The sequence below is a fragment of the Vallitalea guaymasensis genome (assembly GCF_018141425.1).
GTDB lineage: Bacteria > Bacillota > Clostridia > Lachnospirales > Vallitaleaceae > Vallitalea > Vallitalea guaymasensis.
The window spans coordinates 3,752,105-3,770,628 of sequence record NZ_CP058561.1; the positions used below are offsets into that span (position 1 = coordinate 3,752,105).

Annotated in this window: 15 protein-coding genes; 14 read left to right on the forward strand and 1 reads right to left on the reverse strand. The window is 29.9% G+C overall.

Going from position 1 to position 18,524, the window contains the following annotated elements; translation table 11 throughout:
- Positions 1-89: 89 nt before the first annotated feature.
- Positions 90-1,343, reverse strand: coding sequence for an MFS transporter (locus HYG85_RS16115; RefSeq protein WP_212690504.1), 1,254 nt, complete (start codon positions 1,341-1,343; stop codon positions 90-92).
- A gap of 221 nt (positions 1,344-1,564) precedes the next feature.
- Between HYG85_RS16115 and HYG85_RS16120 the strand changes: the two genes are divergently transcribed.
- The 14 genes from HYG85_RS16120 to HYG85_RS16185 all read left to right on the forward strand — a co-directional run bounded on the left by HYG85_RS16120 (position 1,565) and on the right by HYG85_RS16185 (position 18,490).
- Positions 1,565-2,095 (forward strand): DUF6512 family protein, encoded by a 531-nt coding sequence (locus HYG85_RS16120; protein WP_212690505.1) that lies wholly within the window; start codon positions 1,565-1,567, stop codon positions 2,093-2,095.
- 348 nt (positions 2,096-2,443) lie between these two features.
- Positions 2,444-5,689 (forward strand): DUF5702 domain-containing protein, encoded by a 3,246-nt coding sequence (locus HYG85_RS16125; protein ID WP_212690506.1) that lies wholly within the window; start codon positions 2,444-2,446, stop codon positions 5,687-5,689.
- A 23-nt stretch (positions 5,690-5,712) separates the two neighbouring features.
- Positions 5,713-6,894 (forward strand): TadE/TadG family type IV pilus assembly protein, encoded by a 1,182-nt coding sequence (locus HYG85_RS16130; protein ID WP_212690507.1) that lies wholly within the window; start codon positions 5,713-5,715, stop codon positions 6,892-6,894.
- Entirely contained in the window at positions 6,891-7,496 is a 606-nt protein-coding gene (locus HYG85_RS16135) for a prepilin peptidase (protein ID WP_212690508.1), read from the forward strand. The genes HYG85_RS16130 and HYG85_RS16135 overlap by 4 nt, the downstream gene beginning before the upstream one ends.
- 40 nt (positions 7,497-7,536) lie before the next feature.
- A complete protein-coding gene (locus HYG85_RS16140) occupies positions 7,537-8,157 on the forward strand; it encodes a TadE/TadG family type IV pilus assembly protein (RefSeq protein WP_212690509.1) in 621 nt (206 codons plus the stop codon).
- Between the two features lie 58 nt (positions 8,158-8,215).
- Positions 8,216-9,157 carry a hypothetical protein gene (locus tag HYG85_RS16145; RefSeq protein WP_212690510.1) on the forward strand — a complete coding sequence of 314 codons (942 nt, stop codon included), beginning with the start codon at positions 8,216-8,218 and terminating at the stop codon, positions 9,155-9,157.
- A gap of 38 nt (positions 9,158-9,195) precedes the next feature.
- The gene (recQ, locus tag HYG85_RS16150; protein WP_212690511.1) at positions 9,196-11,322 is read left to right on the forward strand and encodes a DNA helicase RecQ; all 2,127 of its coding nucleotides are present in this window, start codon (positions 9,196-9,198) and stop codon (positions 11,320-11,322) included.
- Positions 11,323-11,501: 179 nt separating this feature from the next.
- Positions 11,502-11,825 (forward strand): PadR family transcriptional regulator, encoded by a 324-nt coding sequence (locus tag HYG85_RS16155; protein WP_212690512.1) that lies wholly within the window; start codon positions 11,502-11,504, stop codon positions 11,823-11,825.
- Positions 11,818-12,693 (forward strand): permease prefix domain 1-containing protein, encoded by an 876-nt coding sequence (locus HYG85_RS16160; RefSeq protein ID WP_212690513.1) that lies wholly within the window; start codon positions 11,818-11,820, stop codon positions 12,691-12,693. The genes HYG85_RS16155 and HYG85_RS16160 overlap by 8 nt, the downstream gene beginning before the upstream one ends.
- 4 nt (positions 12,694-12,697) lie before the next feature.
- Positions 12,698-13,324, forward strand: a complete 627-nt coding sequence (locus HYG85_RS16165) for a hypothetical protein (protein ID WP_212690514.1) — start codon at positions 12,698-12,700, stop codon at positions 13,322-13,324.
- A 243-nt stretch (positions 13,325-13,567) separates the two neighbouring features.
- Positions 13,568-13,990: a MarR family winged helix-turn-helix transcriptional regulator gene (locus HYG85_RS16170; RefSeq protein ID WP_113673939.1), complete on the forward strand. Its 423-nt coding sequence runs from the start codon at positions 13,568-13,570 to the stop codon at positions 13,988-13,990.
- 30 nt (positions 13,991-14,020) lie between these two features.
- Positions 14,021-15,748 carry an ABC transporter ATP-binding protein gene (locus tag HYG85_RS16175; RefSeq protein WP_212690515.1) on the forward strand — a complete coding sequence of 576 codons (1,728 nt, stop codon included), beginning with the start codon at positions 14,021-14,023 and terminating at the stop codon, positions 15,746-15,748.
- Positions 15,745-17,595, forward strand: a complete 1,851-nt coding sequence (locus HYG85_RS16180) for an ABC transporter ATP-binding protein (RefSeq protein ID WP_212690516.1) — start codon at positions 15,745-15,747, stop codon at positions 17,593-17,595. Before HYG85_RS16175 ends, HYG85_RS16180 begins: the two co-directional genes overlap by 4 nt.
- Positions 17,596-17,863: 268 nt before the next feature.
- Complete coding sequence (locus tag HYG85_RS16185; RefSeq protein ID WP_212690517.1) at positions 17,864-18,490, forward strand: non-canonical purine NTP pyrophosphatase; 627 nt, start codon at positions 17,864-17,866, stop codon at positions 18,488-18,490.
- Positions 18,491-18,524 lie beyond the last annotated feature (34 nt).

Sequence of the window (18,524 nt, forward strand, 5' to 3'; positions counted from 1 at the left end):
ATGTCAATGTCAAAGAAGATAGGCTAGCTAAAACTAGTCTATCTTTAAAATCTGTAGTCAAACTTCTAATGTAATAACAACATACCTTCTTATGTACTGCATTTATTAAGCTTTAAATTCCTAATGAAGAAAGCTATACTTCCTATAAGTCTTAGTATTGCTACAAGTATCAAAGTGAAATATATTGAAGTCATATCTTTCAGCCATACTGAAAAAAGTGGTGCGATGGTAGCTGATATGTTTATTAATATACTATAAATAGCTATGTATATAGTTCTATTCTTATCTGGTGTTACCTCCAGTAAAAGGTTAAATAATATAAGTATGGTTCCAGCTGTTGCTATTCCAACTAAAATATTAAATATTACCAATTGCAAAAGACTTTTTGATAAAACATACAGTAAAGGGGTAACTGCCATTCCCATGGTTGCTAAAGCTAGTGCAAGACTATTACCTTTTTTATCAGCAAATTTTGCCCATCTAGTAGATGCGATAATTGAACAACCACCATTTACGATTGTCATTATACTTAACCAAGATTCATTAGCGTGTAGAATCTTAATGGAGTATATACTGAATAGGGGCCAGCCCATTTGCCAACCGAAGTGAAACATAAGTGAGCATATGATGAACGTAATCAATTTCTTTTGCTTAGGTATATCCTTAACTGTCTCAAGGAATAAGGCAAAATATTTTTCTTTTACCACTTCTTCCTTATCCTGTCTGTTCTTGAATCTAAGTAACATGATGAATTCAATAATACCAAATACAAAGGCAATAAAGAAGAAAATCTGATAAAGAATAATGGTTTGTTGTGGTGTCTTAGGTATTAGTGTAAGAGCTTGACCTGATATAAAAGATATAATCAGCCTAGAAAAATCTGAGTACCTATTTCTTAGACTCATAGCTCTACCTCTATTACGAGGGATGAAAATATCTCCCATTGAAGATTGATAACCCATGATTGCAATTGAACCTGGGAAATTCATTAGACCTATTAATAAAACAAATAAAAAAGGCTTGTTAACACTGCCTAGAAAAGGGACAGTAACTATTAACAAGTATATCAGTTTCTGTGCTAATAAGAATTTACTAGTAATCTTTGTTTTGCTTTTGGCTGATTCTATCATAAGAGCACCAGGTAGAAAAGCAAAAACACTTAATAATGCAGGTAAAGAATTGAGTAATGCAAAATGATAATCATTACCCCCTAGTCTTTCAGCAAATTTTGCGAAATACGGTTTGACCAGGTTAATGGATATAGAGAATGCGATACCGTTATATATATTAACTTTAATGTTATAATCAGTGATACCTTGTTTTTTAGACTTATTAAAAATCATAATATACGTCCTTTTTATTTGGCATAAAAATGAATAGTGCAACTAAACGTTCAAGTCTGATTGTAAATCCAATATAATAAAAAGTCAATAGAATAGGAAAATACTTTATAAAAATTAATGGATCAGGAAAAATTTATAAATAAATATTTTTTTACTATGTATGTATTTATTATAAATACAAATAATAAAAGAAAATATGATTACTAAAATGAGGTGTTATTATGAGTAAGAAGGTATTTCTTTGGGAGTTTGTAGGTCTGATCGGTGTAGTTATATTGTGGTACATTCTTCATATATCTTATAAGAATACTGGGATAATGAGTTTAACCTTATTCTCAGCTGTTAATGAAAGCATATGGGAGCATGTGAAAATAGCATTTTTTTCTCTTTTTGCATTATATGTTGTAGAAGCATTTTTTATATCTAGATACTGCAAGAACTTCTGGTATGGTAAGATGATAGGATTGTTAGCTGTAATTATTACTTCACTTTTAATATTCTATGCTTTATCAGGTGTCAATTTACCATTCTATGTAGTTGATATAATTGCAGGTATAGCAGGTTTCATTGTAGCTCAGATTATAAGCTATAGAGTATTGATATCCGAAGTTAATCATTCCCAATATGAAAGAGTATATATTTCTATGGTAATATTATTGATTATACCATTTTTTGTGTTTACCTTTTACCCAATAAAAACTGATTTATTTAAGGATATATCCGCCAATGCTTATGGAATATTTTTTAAATGATTATATGGGTGTTTGTAGTGGGAAAGTTAAATGAATAATATTCATTTTGATATAATTGTAACCAAAATAAAAATATTAGCATTCAACATAAATCGCCTATTTATTTTATATTATTACAAAAAATATAAAATATTGTAGACAAATACTTAAAATTAATTTATAATAATTCTAGGTGTGCTGAAAATATATTTTGTTAAAATATAATTTATTAATTATGAAATTATGTTTTCTGCATATTAGGGGGGATATTAATTAGTTTGTAATGCTATTTTTACTTTGAATATAAATTGTTAATTATAGATAAGCTTGCAAAGGCTTATTTTTTATGTTTAAATGGGGTGAATTTGGATGAACAAAAAAACAGATGGAGCAGTAACAGTGTTCTTGAGCTGTATATTACTAATAATAATTGTATTCACTTGTACCGTTATCGATTCTACTAGAATCAGGGTAGCGAGGTTACAATCCCTAAGAGCTCTTAGAAACGCTACCAATTCAATTCTAGCCAGCTATGATTCACAAATATCTGATGAATATGGGATGTTCATGTTAGAGAAACAAGACTATATCAATAAGATTGAAGAATATGCTAATGCCTCTCTTGAACCTAATGAAGATCTACCAGAAATGAACCGTATATATAAAAGATTATATTCTGATGATAGCCAGAGGAACTTTAATTTATATGACTACAAGCTTAAGGTAACTAGTGTCATGCCTACAGATACTATAGTTAAACCTGATACTGATTATATCAGATTAGAAATTCTGGAGTATATGAAATATCGAGCTCCATTATTAGTCATTGAACCTATTCTCGAAAAACTCAACCTTATAACAAAAGCCTCAAAAACCACTGATTACGTAAAAAAGAAAATGGAGATAACTCATAAAGTTTCCAAAATAGATGATGAATACAGGGAGCTTGAAAGATTGATAGATGGTCTAGACATAAGTAAAAAAGGTAAAATAAGTTATGAAGACTTCTATGTAAAAGGAATAATTCAAGATAAAGGTATAACTAGGGACAGGTGTTTCAAAGATATACCTGATGAGTATATAAGAAGCAGATTACGAGGAACCATATTTGATATTTATGGTGATATCAATAATCTAAGAGATGATATTTATGATTTCAACAGTTGTAAGACTACAATGATAAATACATATAAACAACTATATTATATAAGACAAGAAATAAATGAGCTATCTGATACTGATTTAGGAGATCAAGATGAACTCGATCATATATCTGAATGCATTGAAAGAAGCAACGAACTTCATGATTCATTTATTAATCAGTTAGATACTGTAATGGTCTACAAGGATAACATAGAAAGAGGCATTGCCAATCTTTCTAATCTACCAGCATATCTAGAGAGCAACATATCTGCCATTGAAGTAATTGAGAAAATACAAGTAGAAGGTAATAGAATAAAAGAATCCATTGATGAACTTGAAAATAATATTAACAATGATAAAGAAGATATAATTGAACAGACCTCTAATGCAATAGAAAATGAACTAAAAGATTTAAAAGGTAAATTAGCAATAGAAGAAGGTGAGGATAAAACATATACTCTAGTAAATAATCTATTAGCAATTAAAGATGAACTGCAAAATAATGTTAGGGTATTATCAAATAATGTACTCCATGTAAACGATTTGAATAACATGAAAAACGATCTATTTAATCATATGTTATATGGAGAATTCGGCACAGAAGAAAAAGATATATTATATGCTTTTATGGATGAAATAAAAACAACAAGTAACCTATTATCCAATCAGAATAGCTATATGAATACCTATGATGATAATAATTATACAGAGAAATTTAGCAGTTTATTATACCAATTAGAGAATGGTTTACATAATCATTATTCAACAAAAAACATGGTTTTCAATTATGGGAATATGAAATCATTATCAGATGAAGAGAAAGATAAGAAAGATCCTAGAAATGAAGTAACAGATGCTACCAAAAATATTAAGTTCAACGAGGAAGACCAAAATGTCAGTGATGAGATAGATAAGGATAACATACCTTCTGTTCTTAGTTCCAATAATGAGTATATTAACTTAATTAATGAAGAAGATGCAGACTTTGAGAATGAGGAAAATGATAATTTTACTAACAAGTCACTAGATGTTTTTGGAAACATAGCTGATAAATTAAAAGATATCACTTATAACCTTAGAGATGAAATATATATAGGTGAATATATATTAGGGAATTTTAAATCAGCTACGGATAACTTACCTGATGCTCTTCCATTAACTTTAAGTAATTATTCTAAAAATGACCATTATCTTAATAATGAAGTAGAATATATTCTTGGAGGGAGTTTAGACGAAAATATTAACCTGAAACATGTATCCAATACTATTTTAGGTATAAGATTCGTCATGAATTATATACATATACTCACTAACTCTAGCAAGAGGACCTTAGTCATGAGTATTGCTACTTCCATAGCAGGATGGTGGACTTTTGGATTGGGTACATATATCGTTGCAGCGCTTATCATGGCAGCTTGGAGTTATGCTGAATCATGTGTTGATGTAAGGTATTTGTTACAAGGTCGAAAAGTTGCATTTATTAAAACCAGTGGTGACTGGTATACCAGTTTACAAGGAATTGCAAATGGTATTATTGATGAAGCAACTGATTATGTTACAGATAAATCTTTGCAAGTGATAGATGCAGCTTCAAAGACTGTACAGAGCAATATATCTTTTATAACTAAAAGATTAGAAGGTAGTGTTTCAGAGTATGCAGAAGATAAATTATCACAAGTGCTGGATGAAGCTGAGAGGTCACTTAACTACACCATTGATGAAGTTGATAATACTATTGATACCATTATAAATGATTCATTCAATAATCTTAGGGAAGGAATAGATAATCGTCCGCTACCTGATGATTATGGTAATATTGGTTGCAATGATTTAATAAAAGAAATAATTGATACCATATATAATGAATATGTTGACCGAATAGTTGATGCATCATATTCTCAGGTTATTTCAATTAAAAAAGAGATACTTGAAAAGTTCAAGGAAAAGATAGAACAAGCTAAACAAAAGATTATTAACGAAGTTCTAGGAGGAATAGGACAGATATCTAATAGATTTGAATCAGAAATCAACGAAGTAGTTGAAAAAACATCTTGTAAATATAAAGATATCACTAAAAAACATATTAACAGTATTGCTGATAAAGTAAGAAAGTCTACAGTACAAAAGGTGAATGTGGATATAGATAATAGCTTGAAAACTAAAGGAAAAGGCTCTAAGATAACTTCACTGATGCCATCATTCTCTTACAATGATTATCTTCGTTTAATGTTATTAATAGGAGTAGATGATGATGTTAAATTATATAGAGTACTAGATTTAATCCAATTCAACTTGCAAAAAAGCAGGAATGAGAGTGAATTCAATCTTAAGGATTATGCAGCTGGGTTGGATGTTACTGCAGAAGTAACAGTCAATTTCTTGTTCTTTGATTTGCCTTTTATGCCAGACGAAGCAAAGGGCTTAGCTGATAAAGGTTATAGTTTTGAGATTAATACATCCATGGTTTACTAATTATGAAAAGAGGCATGTATAACATGAAAAAACTAAAAGGTTCATTGACAGTTGAAGCAGCCATAGTGTTACCTATTTTTCTAATGGCAATATTGTCTATTGTTTATATAATTAAAATTATGTATATACATGAAAGCATTCAACATGGCTTATCAGAAACAGCAAATGAATTAGCTGCTTATTCTTATATAATGGATAAATCAGAGATATTAGATGCACAGCAAGAAATATATAAAACATCTAGCGAAAATCTAAATGATACTAATGAAAATATAGATACTTTCAATGAAAACTTAGAAAATCTATTTAATATTATTGAGGGAGGGAATTCTTATATAGGTATTAGTGATATAAATAAGGATTCTACATTCAAGGATATGTATGGCAGCGGTAATATGAATGAGTATATAAATGATTGTGTAAGTACAATATCTAAGATCAAAGAGGAAGTAATAGGGAATGCTAGTGAAGCTTATAAAAACCTTAATGATATTATAAATTCGGTAGATAAAACATTACATGGTATCAAAGGAACATTAATCAGCAGATGCATACATGATGGTTTAGCTGTCACCAATAATTTTGTTGGTACTAAGATGGCTAAGAATATATTTAATGATTATATAAGTGATGAGCAATATAAAAAGTGGTATATAGTCAACGGTAGGGATGGAATGAATTTCAGATTTTCAAGGTTTATGTTAGATGATGAGGATATAGATTTAATTGTTAAATATAAGCTGGACATTTCTATACCTTTTCCAGGAATAAAAGACATATCTATGACACAGAGAGTCAAGGTGAGGGGATGGACAGGTAACAGTGATGGATTCAATTCTTGCTTAGAAGATGATAATAGTGAGGCAGACGAAGCTAGTGAAGATGATATCATTGTGTATTGTGTAGAAAATAGTGAAGTATATCACACTTATATCACTTGCCTCAACAATATAACCATGCCTGAAACCTATGACTCCGATACGCATAGTTCAAAATTATGTGAAACATGTGCTAAGAGTATGGATAAAAATCATATTAAGATTGTATATCACACCCCGGAAGGTAAAGTTTATCATGTTAATCCCTTATGTTCCCAGATACATTCTGATAATATAATGGAGTTGACATTAAAACAAGCTAAAGATATGGGGAGAAGAATATGTGAAAATTGTAAAAAGAAAAAGCAAAGGATTGATTCAAAATGAGTATTGTAATTATTCTAATAGGTTTAGCGCTAGGAATACTAACTTATAGTTATTCTTTTGATACTAATCTCAAAAATATTTTTTCAAGTAATAATAAAAATAGAATCAAAGGACTAGTGGTTGTAATAGGAGTAACTACCGTAACGTATTTATTATACTATCAATACCAACTGACCAATTATTTTATTGCTATGGAATTGACTACTTGGTTTCTGATAATCACTACAATAAGGGATTGCAAAGATAAACAGATACCTATGAATGTTGTAATAATCACATTCATAATAGGAGTGATATTAGTATTTTTTAATCCTAATGTCATATGGACTCATTCTCTTATAGGATTTGTGGGGATAGGTGGAATTATAGCACTAATTTCAGTCCTGACAAAGGGAGCTATAGGTATAGGAGATGCTCTTGTTATTGGAACTATTGGTCTTATACTAGGATATAAAATGGCATTAGCAGTTTTGTTATATTCATTAGTGTTAAGTGGATTGATAGGGTTGGGGTTGATGGCATTTGGTAAGGTGAATAGAAAAACCAAGCTGCCTATGGTCCCTTTTATGCTATGTGCTTTTTTAATAATAATTATTTTATAATCAATAAATTATCTTTTTTGGAATCAGGTGATATATAAGTATGAATAATAAAATAGATGGAAGTTTAACTGTGGAAGCAGCTTTAGTCTTTCCTATAGTTTTTTTTGCTGTGTTATGTTTAATATACATAGGTATCTATCTTCATGATGTAACGTGCATGAAAGCAATAGTTAATGAAACGGCTGATCGTTATGAATTGGCTTATGTGGGCAAAATAGATTTTGACACAGGAAAAGTATTATCAAATGATAGTAGATTGAATAGAGGTTTGTATTGGAGGTTCACATCAGGCAATATCCTAAGGGATAATGTTAAGACTTACGTAACAAATCAAATGAAAAAACAGCTAATATTGAAAGATGATAAAATTAATGTAAATACTGAGGTAACAAATTCTATAATAAAAAAGAAGGTTACTATAACTGTAAACAAGGACTTCAATACTCCTATCAATGTGATTAATAAGATACTGAGTATCAATAATAGACAACTTACTATGTGTGTAAGTTCAAAAGCGGTAATAAATGACCAGGCAGAATTAATAAGAAATGTAGATTTACTTGATGATATGTCAGATTATATTCCTTCAATAAATAAAGCAAAGAATAAATATAAGGATAAAGTGAATGGAATTGTAGATTTTTTTAGAAAATTACAATAGAAGGATTAATTGTTATATGATATAATTGTTTAGTAACTATTAATAGGCGGGGGAAAATATGGAGTCTCTACAAAAGAAAATAAAAGATTTAGAAAATAAAGTTATAGAACAACAGAAGTTAAATGAACATTATAATTCTATTCTTGATGAACGACATAATTTAATTAATAAATGTGATAGGCAGAAAATAATATTAGAGATGGAAATAAACGATGTCAAAAGATTGAACGGTTTCACTTTCAAAAATTTTGTTCATACAGTATCTTTTAGTAAAGAACGAAAATTAGAGAAAGAAGAAAAAGAGGCTGTAGTTGCTAGATTAAAGTATGATGAGTATCTAAAAGCTATAGAAGATATTAATGTCAAAATAAAATCAATCAGAAAAGAACTTGATAAATATGAGGAAATAGCTAAAGAATATCTAGAGGTAGTAAATAAAAAAGAAAAGCTCATAATATCTCAAGATAATAAAAGGTCAAGTTTATTAATAAATGCAAATAAAAAAATAAAGGAACTAGAAGAAAAAAATAATAAAATCAAAAAAGCATATGTAGCAGGAGAAAATCTAAGATTTACCCTGAAAAAAACAGAAAAAATACTTGAAAAAGCGGATAGATTAGATGTAGTACAGATTAGAAATGGTGGATTACTGGATGATAAATCAAAAGTAGATATGGATGAAACACTTAGTTACTTATATAAGATACAATGTTGTTTGAAAAAATATTACAAATATCTTAATAATATCAGTATAGAGTTCTCAGAGAATATAAAGACCAATAATCTTTTGAAATACGTCAACTATTGGTTGGAAGGTATGTTCGAGAATATGATGGAGAACAAAAAGTTTCAAGGGACGTTAACTAGGGTTGCAGAAACTAAATGGGATGTAATTGATATTAACAGTAGACTTCATCAGCAGAGCTTAGTAGTAGAAGAAGAGCTTATAAATGTAATAAAAGAAAAGGAAACCATTTTAGGATATAGTAAGATAATCTAGTTATTACTTAATAATTGTACAGAAGGAATGAGTATCTTATGAATATGAAGGCAAAAGAAATATTAAAGAAGTTATATGGATATGATGATTACAAGAAAGGTCAAGAAGAGGCCATAGACAGTATTCTTAATAATAAGGATACTGTAATTATTATGCCAACAGGTGGTGGAAAATCAATATGCTATCAGATACCAGCACTTATTTTTGATGGTATAACCATAGTAATATCTCCTCTTATATCTTTGATGAAAGATCAGGTTGATAGTCTTAAGGCAACAGGAATAGATTCTACATATATCAATAGCACTCTATCCTATGAAGATATTGAATATAGATTACAAGCTATAGAAGAGGGAAAATACAAGATTGTTTATATTGCGCCAGAAAGATTGGAAACTGAAACTATATACAGGATAACAAGAAGAAATAAGATATCTTTTATTGCTGTAGATGAAGCTCATTGTATTTCACAATGGGGACATGATTTTAGACCTAGTTACATGATGATAAACAAATTTATAGACAATCTTGAAGAAAGGCCCATTATTGCAGCTTTAACAGCCACTGCCACCAAAAAAGTTGAGGAAGATATAATTAGCGGATTAGGGTTAAATAATGTTAATGTATTTAAGACTGGATATGATAGAGAAAATCTTACATTCACTGTGTTGAAAGGTGCTAACAAAAATAATTTTATCATTGATTATGCTAAGAAACATAAAGGTGAAGCAGGGATTATCTATGTAGGAACAAGAAAAGATACTGAAAATCTATGTAGATTATTAATTAAGCAGGGAATCAACTCTGGTATGTACCACGGGGGCATGAATCCACAACAAAGAAAAGAAAACCAAGAGAAATTTTTATTTGATGATATTGACGTAATGGTAGCCACTAATGCATTCGGAATGGGTATAGACAAGTCTAATGTTAGATATGTAATCCATTATAATATGCCTGAAAATATTGAGGCTTATTATCAGGAAGCAGGACGTGCTGGCAGGGACTCATTAAAATCTCAATGTATACTGCTGTTCAGTGCTGGTGATGTACAGCTAAGAAGATTTCTAATTGATAGAGCAGATGAATTGGATGATACAAGAAAAAGATATAGATATGAAAAACTTCAGAAAATGACTAAATACTGTCATGTAACCACGTGCCTAAGAAAATATATACTAGAGTATTTTGGAGAGGAAAATGTTAACGATACATGTGGTAATTGCAGTAATTGTAATGAAGACATTAAAAAAGAAGATATGACCATAGAAGCCCAGAAGATTCTATCCTGTGTCATAAGAATGAAAGAACGTTTCGGTACTAAATTAATTGCAGAGGTATTAAGAGGCTCTAAAAATAAAAGGGTTCTTAGTCTAGGATTCAACAATCTGTCAACCTATGGGCTTATGTCAGAATATACCATTGATGGTATAAAGGATATGATAAATCTACTGATCGCAGAAGGTTATCTTAGAATGACAACTGACGAATATCCTGTTGTCAAGATAGATAAAAAAGCAATTTCTGTACTTAAAGATAACGAAAAAGTATTTAGAAATGTGATGAAAACAGAAAAAATACAAGTAAAACAAGAGTTATTTGAGAAGCTAAGAGTACTTAGACGTAAAATTGCTAGTGAGCAGAATCTTCCACCTTATGTAATATTCAGCGATGAAACACTAAAAGAGTTAAGCACAAAATATCCTACTAGCAAATATGAAATGTTGAACATTAAAGGCGTTGGCGAGAAAAAGTACGAGCAGTATGGTGAAATGTTCATGGAAATCATAAGACAATACATAGAAGATAATAATATACAAGTAGATACAATAAATTACTCTGAACCAAATACTAAAAAAGCTAAGAAAAAAAGTGATGAACCTTCATATGTTATATCAGCAAAACTATATAATGAATTGAATGATATTAATGAAGTAGCCAAAGAAAGAGGCTTAACAATAAGAACCATAGAAAATCATATCTTTGAAGCATATACTAATGGAGTAGATGTTGATATTGAAGGATTCATACCAGAAGGAGAAGAAGATACAATCAAAAGTGCCATTGATGCTATTGGTTTAGACAAGTTAAGACCTATCAAAGATGCACTACCTGAGAATATTACTTATAATGCCATCAAAGCAGTAATAGCCAAATGGTATTAAATAAAGCTCTGAGAAAATTTGACAAAAAATATATTTAATGGTAAAATACCTAGCATAACAAAGCATTGTTATGCTAGGTATTTTATTTCTATGAATAATAAAAAACCAGTGGCATATAGAGGTATATCTCTATTGTAATGACCCTTAACAATACTTTAATAATATAGGTGGTGTTACATATGAATAAAGAGTTATTAAAGGGAACTACAGATATAATGATATTGAATCTGTTAAAGAAAGAGCCTATGTATGGATACGGAATGATAAAAGAGTTTGCAATCTTATCAAAAGGAACTTTTAAATTCAAAGAAGGAACCTTATATCCCATATTACATAATTTAGAAAAAAAAGAGCTTATTGAGTCTCTATGGAAACAAAACCCTGGAGAAAGAAAAAGAAAGTATTATCAGATTACGAAAAAGGGTATAAGTACTTTAGAAGAAAGAAGTACTGAATGGGAGATATTCCAACAAGCCATTAATGATGTGTTGAGTTATGAATAGCGAGGTACAAGAAGTGGATAAAAGAATCAAATTATTTTTAGATAAGGTTGGTAATCAAATCAACACAGAAGAGGAAGCAATAAAAATCAAAGATGAATTGGTAGATCATATTGATTGTTTAACAGAAGAATTCATAGATATGGGTTATAGTAATGATGAAGCTATATCCAAAGCTCTAATGCAAATGGGTGACCCTAATGAGATAGGTTATTCTTTTACTAATAGAGATGTAGTTAGAAAAAGGAATCAGCTTATTAGGATGCTTAGAATGCTTAGTATTGGCTTACTGATTATTGGATGTGTAATACTATTTGTATTCACTGAATATTCTACAGAAAGTTTAGGTTCAGTAATATATTTTTTTAATATATTAAATATAGTTGGGTTCTCTTCCTTGACATCTCATACAAATTCAAAGTATTTGATGAATAGCGAAGATATACCTATACTCATTATATGGCCAGTGAAAAAACATATATATGTAGAATATATAATCATTGGAATCATATTTTCACCAATATTGATTTTATTTGGTACTGGATTGGTACTTGGAGCCATTGAAGATAATACTTTGTGGAAATTAATATTATTAATAATACTATTCACATCTGCTATTATATCAACTTTTCTAATAAATAAGTTGAGAATACCTAAGTACATAGTAACTAATGAAGGATTGATTGTTCTTGGAAAATTTATTTCATGGACAGCTATAAATAATGTAAGATGGTTGAATTCTTACTATAAAAATGAAAATACCTATATGCTTCAAATTTTAGATAATAGAGGTTTCCCTATTACAAGAAAAATAAAAGTTAGTAATAATCAATATGAAATGGTTTCAGGTATTATTTCCGAAAGGGTGTGAGTAGGTGTTACAATTAAAAAATAATATAGCTAAAAAAAGATTGATTATAAATATATTGAATATATGTTTTTTTGCTCTTTTACTGTTATTAGTCATTACTACTCCTTCCTTTGAAAGTATTTATTTTGGGATATTAAGTACAATAAGCATATTTGGTATGCAACAATTGACTAGAAAATTAGATAAGAACATTGGTCAACGAGAAGATAAAATAATATTTTCATGTTTGAATAAAGACTTTAACCAAAGGAATAATGGGTTAATGGTTTATTTAATAGTAATAGCATTTTCATTTACATTTATTTCGGGTATATCAGAATCTTATTTTAAGAAATATTATTCTAATATATTATTTATACTACTCATAACAATAATAGTTCTATTGCTTTTAATGATGATAATGGTACTAGGGTTCTACGGTATGAGATGTTATGTATTTGATAATAGAATTATAACTGTACAAGGAGAATTGAATTTTTCTGACATAAAAAAATATCAGTTAATACCTTTAAATAATGGTAAAGTTCAATTTGAAGCTAATACAGGTGAGCAATATGTTAAGGTGAAAATTAGCAATAAACAATCAAAAATTGTTGAAAGCATAATCAAAAGTAATTGTGTCAAACAATAGAAAGGAAAAATATCTATCTTATAAAGGTTATAATTTTATAGGATAGGTTTTTTATATTTATAAAATTATCATTGACATCTATATTTTTTTAATATAAAATAGTTATACATTACAACTATTTAACTGTACAACTATTGTATTGTATAACTATTATAATTTGCAATAATTATAAAGTATAACAATTTTATTATATTTACGTATAATAACTATGTAGGTTGTAGAATAATTGAAAGGAAGGTAGATATGACAGAAAGAGAAAGATTGATACAATGCATATTGAAATTTTTCCCTCTGATTAATAAAAAATTGTTTAAAGACATAAAGTACAAAAATTCCTTGCATCAAATGAGATTGATTGGTATGGTAGAGCATGAAAATGGAAAGCCTATGAAATATTTTTGTGAAAGGCTCATGATCCCAAAATCAAATTTGACAAAGGTAGCTAACAGGTTAATTGAAGAAGGGCTAATTGAAAGAAAGACAGATGAAAAAGATAGACGAATAATTAACTTGTTTATAACTGAAAAAGGAAAAGAGGCATTAGATAAACATAAAAAAGTTATGAAAGAAAATATAAGAATAAAACTAGAAAAGCTAGATGATGAAGACATCCAAAAGCTTATTTCAAATTTTGAAGAAATGGAAGCAATATTAGATAAGCTATAGAAGATTACATCATGAAGGGAGAGATAAGATATGATTAAATTACTTAAAGGTTTAAAGCCTTTTAGTTTATCAATTATTATTATACTTATATTTACATTCTTAAGAACATTAACCGAGTTATTCTTGCCAACATTAATGTCTGATATAGTTGATATAGGTATTGTTAAGCAGGACATAGGATATATAGCAAAAACAGGAGCATTCATGTTACTTATTGCTGCTCTAGGCGGACTATGTTCTATATTAACAAGTATGCTGTCAGCTAAGACTGGTAGTGCATTTGCGAGAAATCTAAGAAATAAGGTTTTTGAAAAGATTGAAAATTATTCTTTAAAAGAATTTGATGAAAAAGGTACTGCTTCATTAATAACTAGAACAACCAATGATATTACACAGATACAGAATCTTGTTGTTATGTTATTAAGAATGTTCATCAGAGCTCCTCTAATGGCTATAGGTGGTATTATCATGGCTATCAACAAAAACCCTAATCTATCATTAATTATTATAGTGGTTGTTGTTATACTAGGAATTGTAATAGGTTTGGTGGCTAGTAAAAGTATACCTATGTTCAAATCAATGCAAGTCAAGGTAGATAAGCTTAATCTAGTGCTAAGAGAAAGATTAACTGGCATAAGGGTTATTAGAGCTTTCAATAAGATTAATCATGAAAAGAAAAGATTTAATGATGCTAATAAAGATTTAACTAATACAGCTATAAAAGTTAATAAGTTAATGGCATGTTTGACTCCAATACTAATGCTGTTATTTAACTTTACTACTATATTCATTATATGGTTCGGTTCTTTTAAAATTAATAATGGTGCTATGCAGGTTGGAGATTTAATGGCGTTTATCCAATATGTATCTCAGATAATGTTCTCATTAATCATGTTGACCATGATTTTTATCTTGATACCACGTGCATCTGCATCTGCTATCAGAATTAATGAAGTTCTGAATGTAGAACCAGAAATCAATGATCCTAATGATCCAGCGGATAAAACTGAAAAAAGAGGATATATTGAATTTAAAAATGTATCTTTTAGATATAATAATGCTGAAGGTGAAGCCTTGGAAGATATATCATTTCAAGCTGAACCTGGAGAGGTTACTGCTATTATAGGTGGAACTGGTTCAGGAAAGTCTACACTAGTTAATTTGATATCTAGATTTTATGATGTATCAAGAGGTAGCATATTAATTGATGATGTTGATATTAGAAAAATGTCTCAGGAATATTTACGAAGTAAGATTGGTTTAGTTCCTCAAAAAGCAGTATTATTCAGTGGAACCATAACCCAAAACATCAGATTTGGAAAAGAGGATGCAAATAAAGAAGAAATAGTTCATGCTTGTGAGATAGCTCAAGCAACTGAATTCATAAATGATATGAAAGATGGATATGATTCTGAGATATCTCAAGGCGGTACTAATATATCAGGAGGACAAAAACAGCGTTTGTCAATTGCAAGAGCTTTAGTCAGAAAACCTGAAATATATATTTTTGATGATAGTTTTTCAGCTTTGGATTTCAAGACTGATGCGAGACTTCGTCAAGCTCTAAAGAAAGAAACACTAAATGATACTGTAATAATTGTTGCACAGCGTGTGACTACTGTAATGAATGCAGATAGAATAATTGTTCTAGACGAAGGACGTATTGTAGGAATGGGAACACATAAAGAATTGCTAAGCTCAAGTGATGTATATAGACAGATTGTATCTTCACAGCTTTCAGAGGAGGAATTAGCATGAGTAAAGGTAAAGTAGGAAGAGGACCGGGTAGAGGTCATGCCATGAGTATGCCTGTAGAGAAAGCAAAAGATTTCAAAGGAACACTAAAAAGATTATTAGGGTATCTAAAACCTAGAAGAGTAAGTCTTATTTTTGTAGTTATAATGGCTATTTGCAGTACAATATTCACTATTCTGGCACCAAAGATAATGGGAAAGGCTACAACAAGACTTTTTAATGATTTTATGGAAATCATTAAAGGCGTGCCTAACGCATCAGTTGACTTTGATGCTATATTGAATATTCTAATCGTGCTTGGTGTTTTGTATATTTTAAGTTCTTTATTCAGCTTTATTATGCAATTCACTATGGCAAGTGTTGTTCAGAAAACAGTTTTTACAATGCGTGAAGATGTTAGCAGGAAGCTTACCAAGTTACCACTTAAATATTATGATTCCCGTACTCATGGTGAAATACTAAGCCGTGTTACTAATGATATTGATAATATAAGTAATACTTTGCAACAAAGCGTTATACAGTTAATAACTTCTATAATAACTATAGTAGGTGTTATCGTCATGATGTTGACAATAAGCCCTTTGTTGACACTTATTACTATTACCACATTACCATTAAGTATTATAATCACTAAGAATATAGCCAAGAAGTCACAAAAATATTTTAAGAGTCAGCAAGAAATAATCGGTAATCTTAACGGTCATGTTGAAGAAATGTATACAGGGCATAAGATTGTAAAAGCTTATGGACATGAGAAAAAATCAATAAAAGAGTTTAAAGAAATCAATAACAAATTATATGAGGCTGGCTGGAAAGCGCAATTTATATCAGGTATCATAATGCCTATGATGAGTTTTGTTAATAACTTAGGATATGTATTTGTTTGTATCGCTGGTGGTATATTGATGATAAAGAAATCTATTCAGTTAGGTGATATTCAAGCTTTTATTCAATATTCAAGATCATTTGGTCAGCCAATTGTTCAAACAGCTAATATTGCTAATATTATTCAGTCAACTATTGCATCTGCTGAGCGTGTTTTTGAAGTATTAGATGAAGAAGAAGAGATACCAGATAAAAATAATCCAGTGCAAATTGATAATCTAAAGGGAAATGTTAGATTTGACCATGTTGATTTTGGTTATAAAGAGGATGTTACTCTTATCAATAATATGAATATTGATGTTAAGAAAGGTCAAACAGTGGCTATAGTGGGTCCTACTGGTGCTGGAAAGACAACGTTGGTTAATTTACTTATGAGGTTCTATGAACTTAAGGATGGTACTATTAGCATTGATGGTGTTAACATTAATGATTTGAGAAGAAGTGATCTTAGAAATCTCTTTGGTATGGTTCTTCAAGATACGTGGTTGTTCAAAGGAACCATAAGAGATAATATCGCTTATGGAAAAGAAGGGGTTAGTGAGGAAGAAATCATCAGGGCTACAAAAGCTGCACATGCGGATCATTTTATTAGAACCCTTCCAGAGGGGTATGATACTGTACTTAATGAAGAAGCTAATAATATATCCCAAGGACAGAAACAGCTTTTGACTATTGCTAGGGCGATACTTGCTAATCCATCAATTCTAATACTCGATGAAGCAACAAGTAGTGTTGATACTAGGACGGAGATATATATTCAAAAAGCTATGGAGTCACTTATGAAGGGAAGAACAAGTTTTGTTATTGCCCATCGTTTGTCTACTATTAAGGATGCGGATATGATTCTTGTAATGAATAATGGTGATATTATAGAGAAAGGAAATCATCAGGAATTGCTTGAATTCAATGGCTTTTATGCTGAGCTTTATAATAGTCAGTTTGTTGGAAGTGAAGAAGCGGTTTAGAGATTTATTTAAAGGCTTGAGATTTTATTTTTGAGGTAGAATCAATATGGCTAGTGCAAGGTGTATATAGTAGGTTTAACTTGCCTTACCCTGAGAAGCGGTCGGTCTGCGTTAAACCAACTATATACACCTTTTTTATGGCTAGGGTAGTGGGGGTGGTAAAAAATTATAATTAGGGATGTAATTTGATGGAATTATTGACAAGATTTTGGTGGATAGATATACTTGTTATAAGAATATACTGCGTGTGAGAGGATTGATTGTAAGTATGGATTTGATTTATGGGACATATAATCCTTCAAAGTTTTTGAGTATGGTTAAGATGTTAGAGGGGCTTGATATTAATTTAATGCATCTTGATTCATTTGATATAGAGATTGTAGAAGCAGAGGAGAATGGTAAAGAACCGTTGGATAATGCATTTGCTAAAGCAATGAGTTATTATAAGCAATTAAAGAGACCAGTATTCTCATGTGATTCAGGGTTGTTTTTTGATGATGTTGATGAGGAAGATCAACCTGGGGTTTATATTAAACGAGTGAATGGGAAGGTTTTAACAGATTTGGAGATGCAAGCTTATTATAGTGATTTAGCTAGGAAATATGGGGGACGTTTAAGGGCATATTATAAGAATTCAATTTGTTTGGTTATGAATGAAAATACTGTTTATAGATATGATGGTGAGGATTTGAATTCGGAGAAGTTTTATATGGTAGATAGACCTCATGATGTTTTTCGTAAAGGGTTTCCACTTGATTCCTTGTCTGTTGATATGAAAAGTATGAAGTATTATTATGATTTGCAGGAAGGAGAGGATGATAATCTAGGGGTTATAAGTGGATTTCGGAGATTTTTTATTAAGGTTTTTAATTTATCAGAGTCAAATAAGGTATAAAATATAATGATACATAAAGTGAAATAAGGAAAGT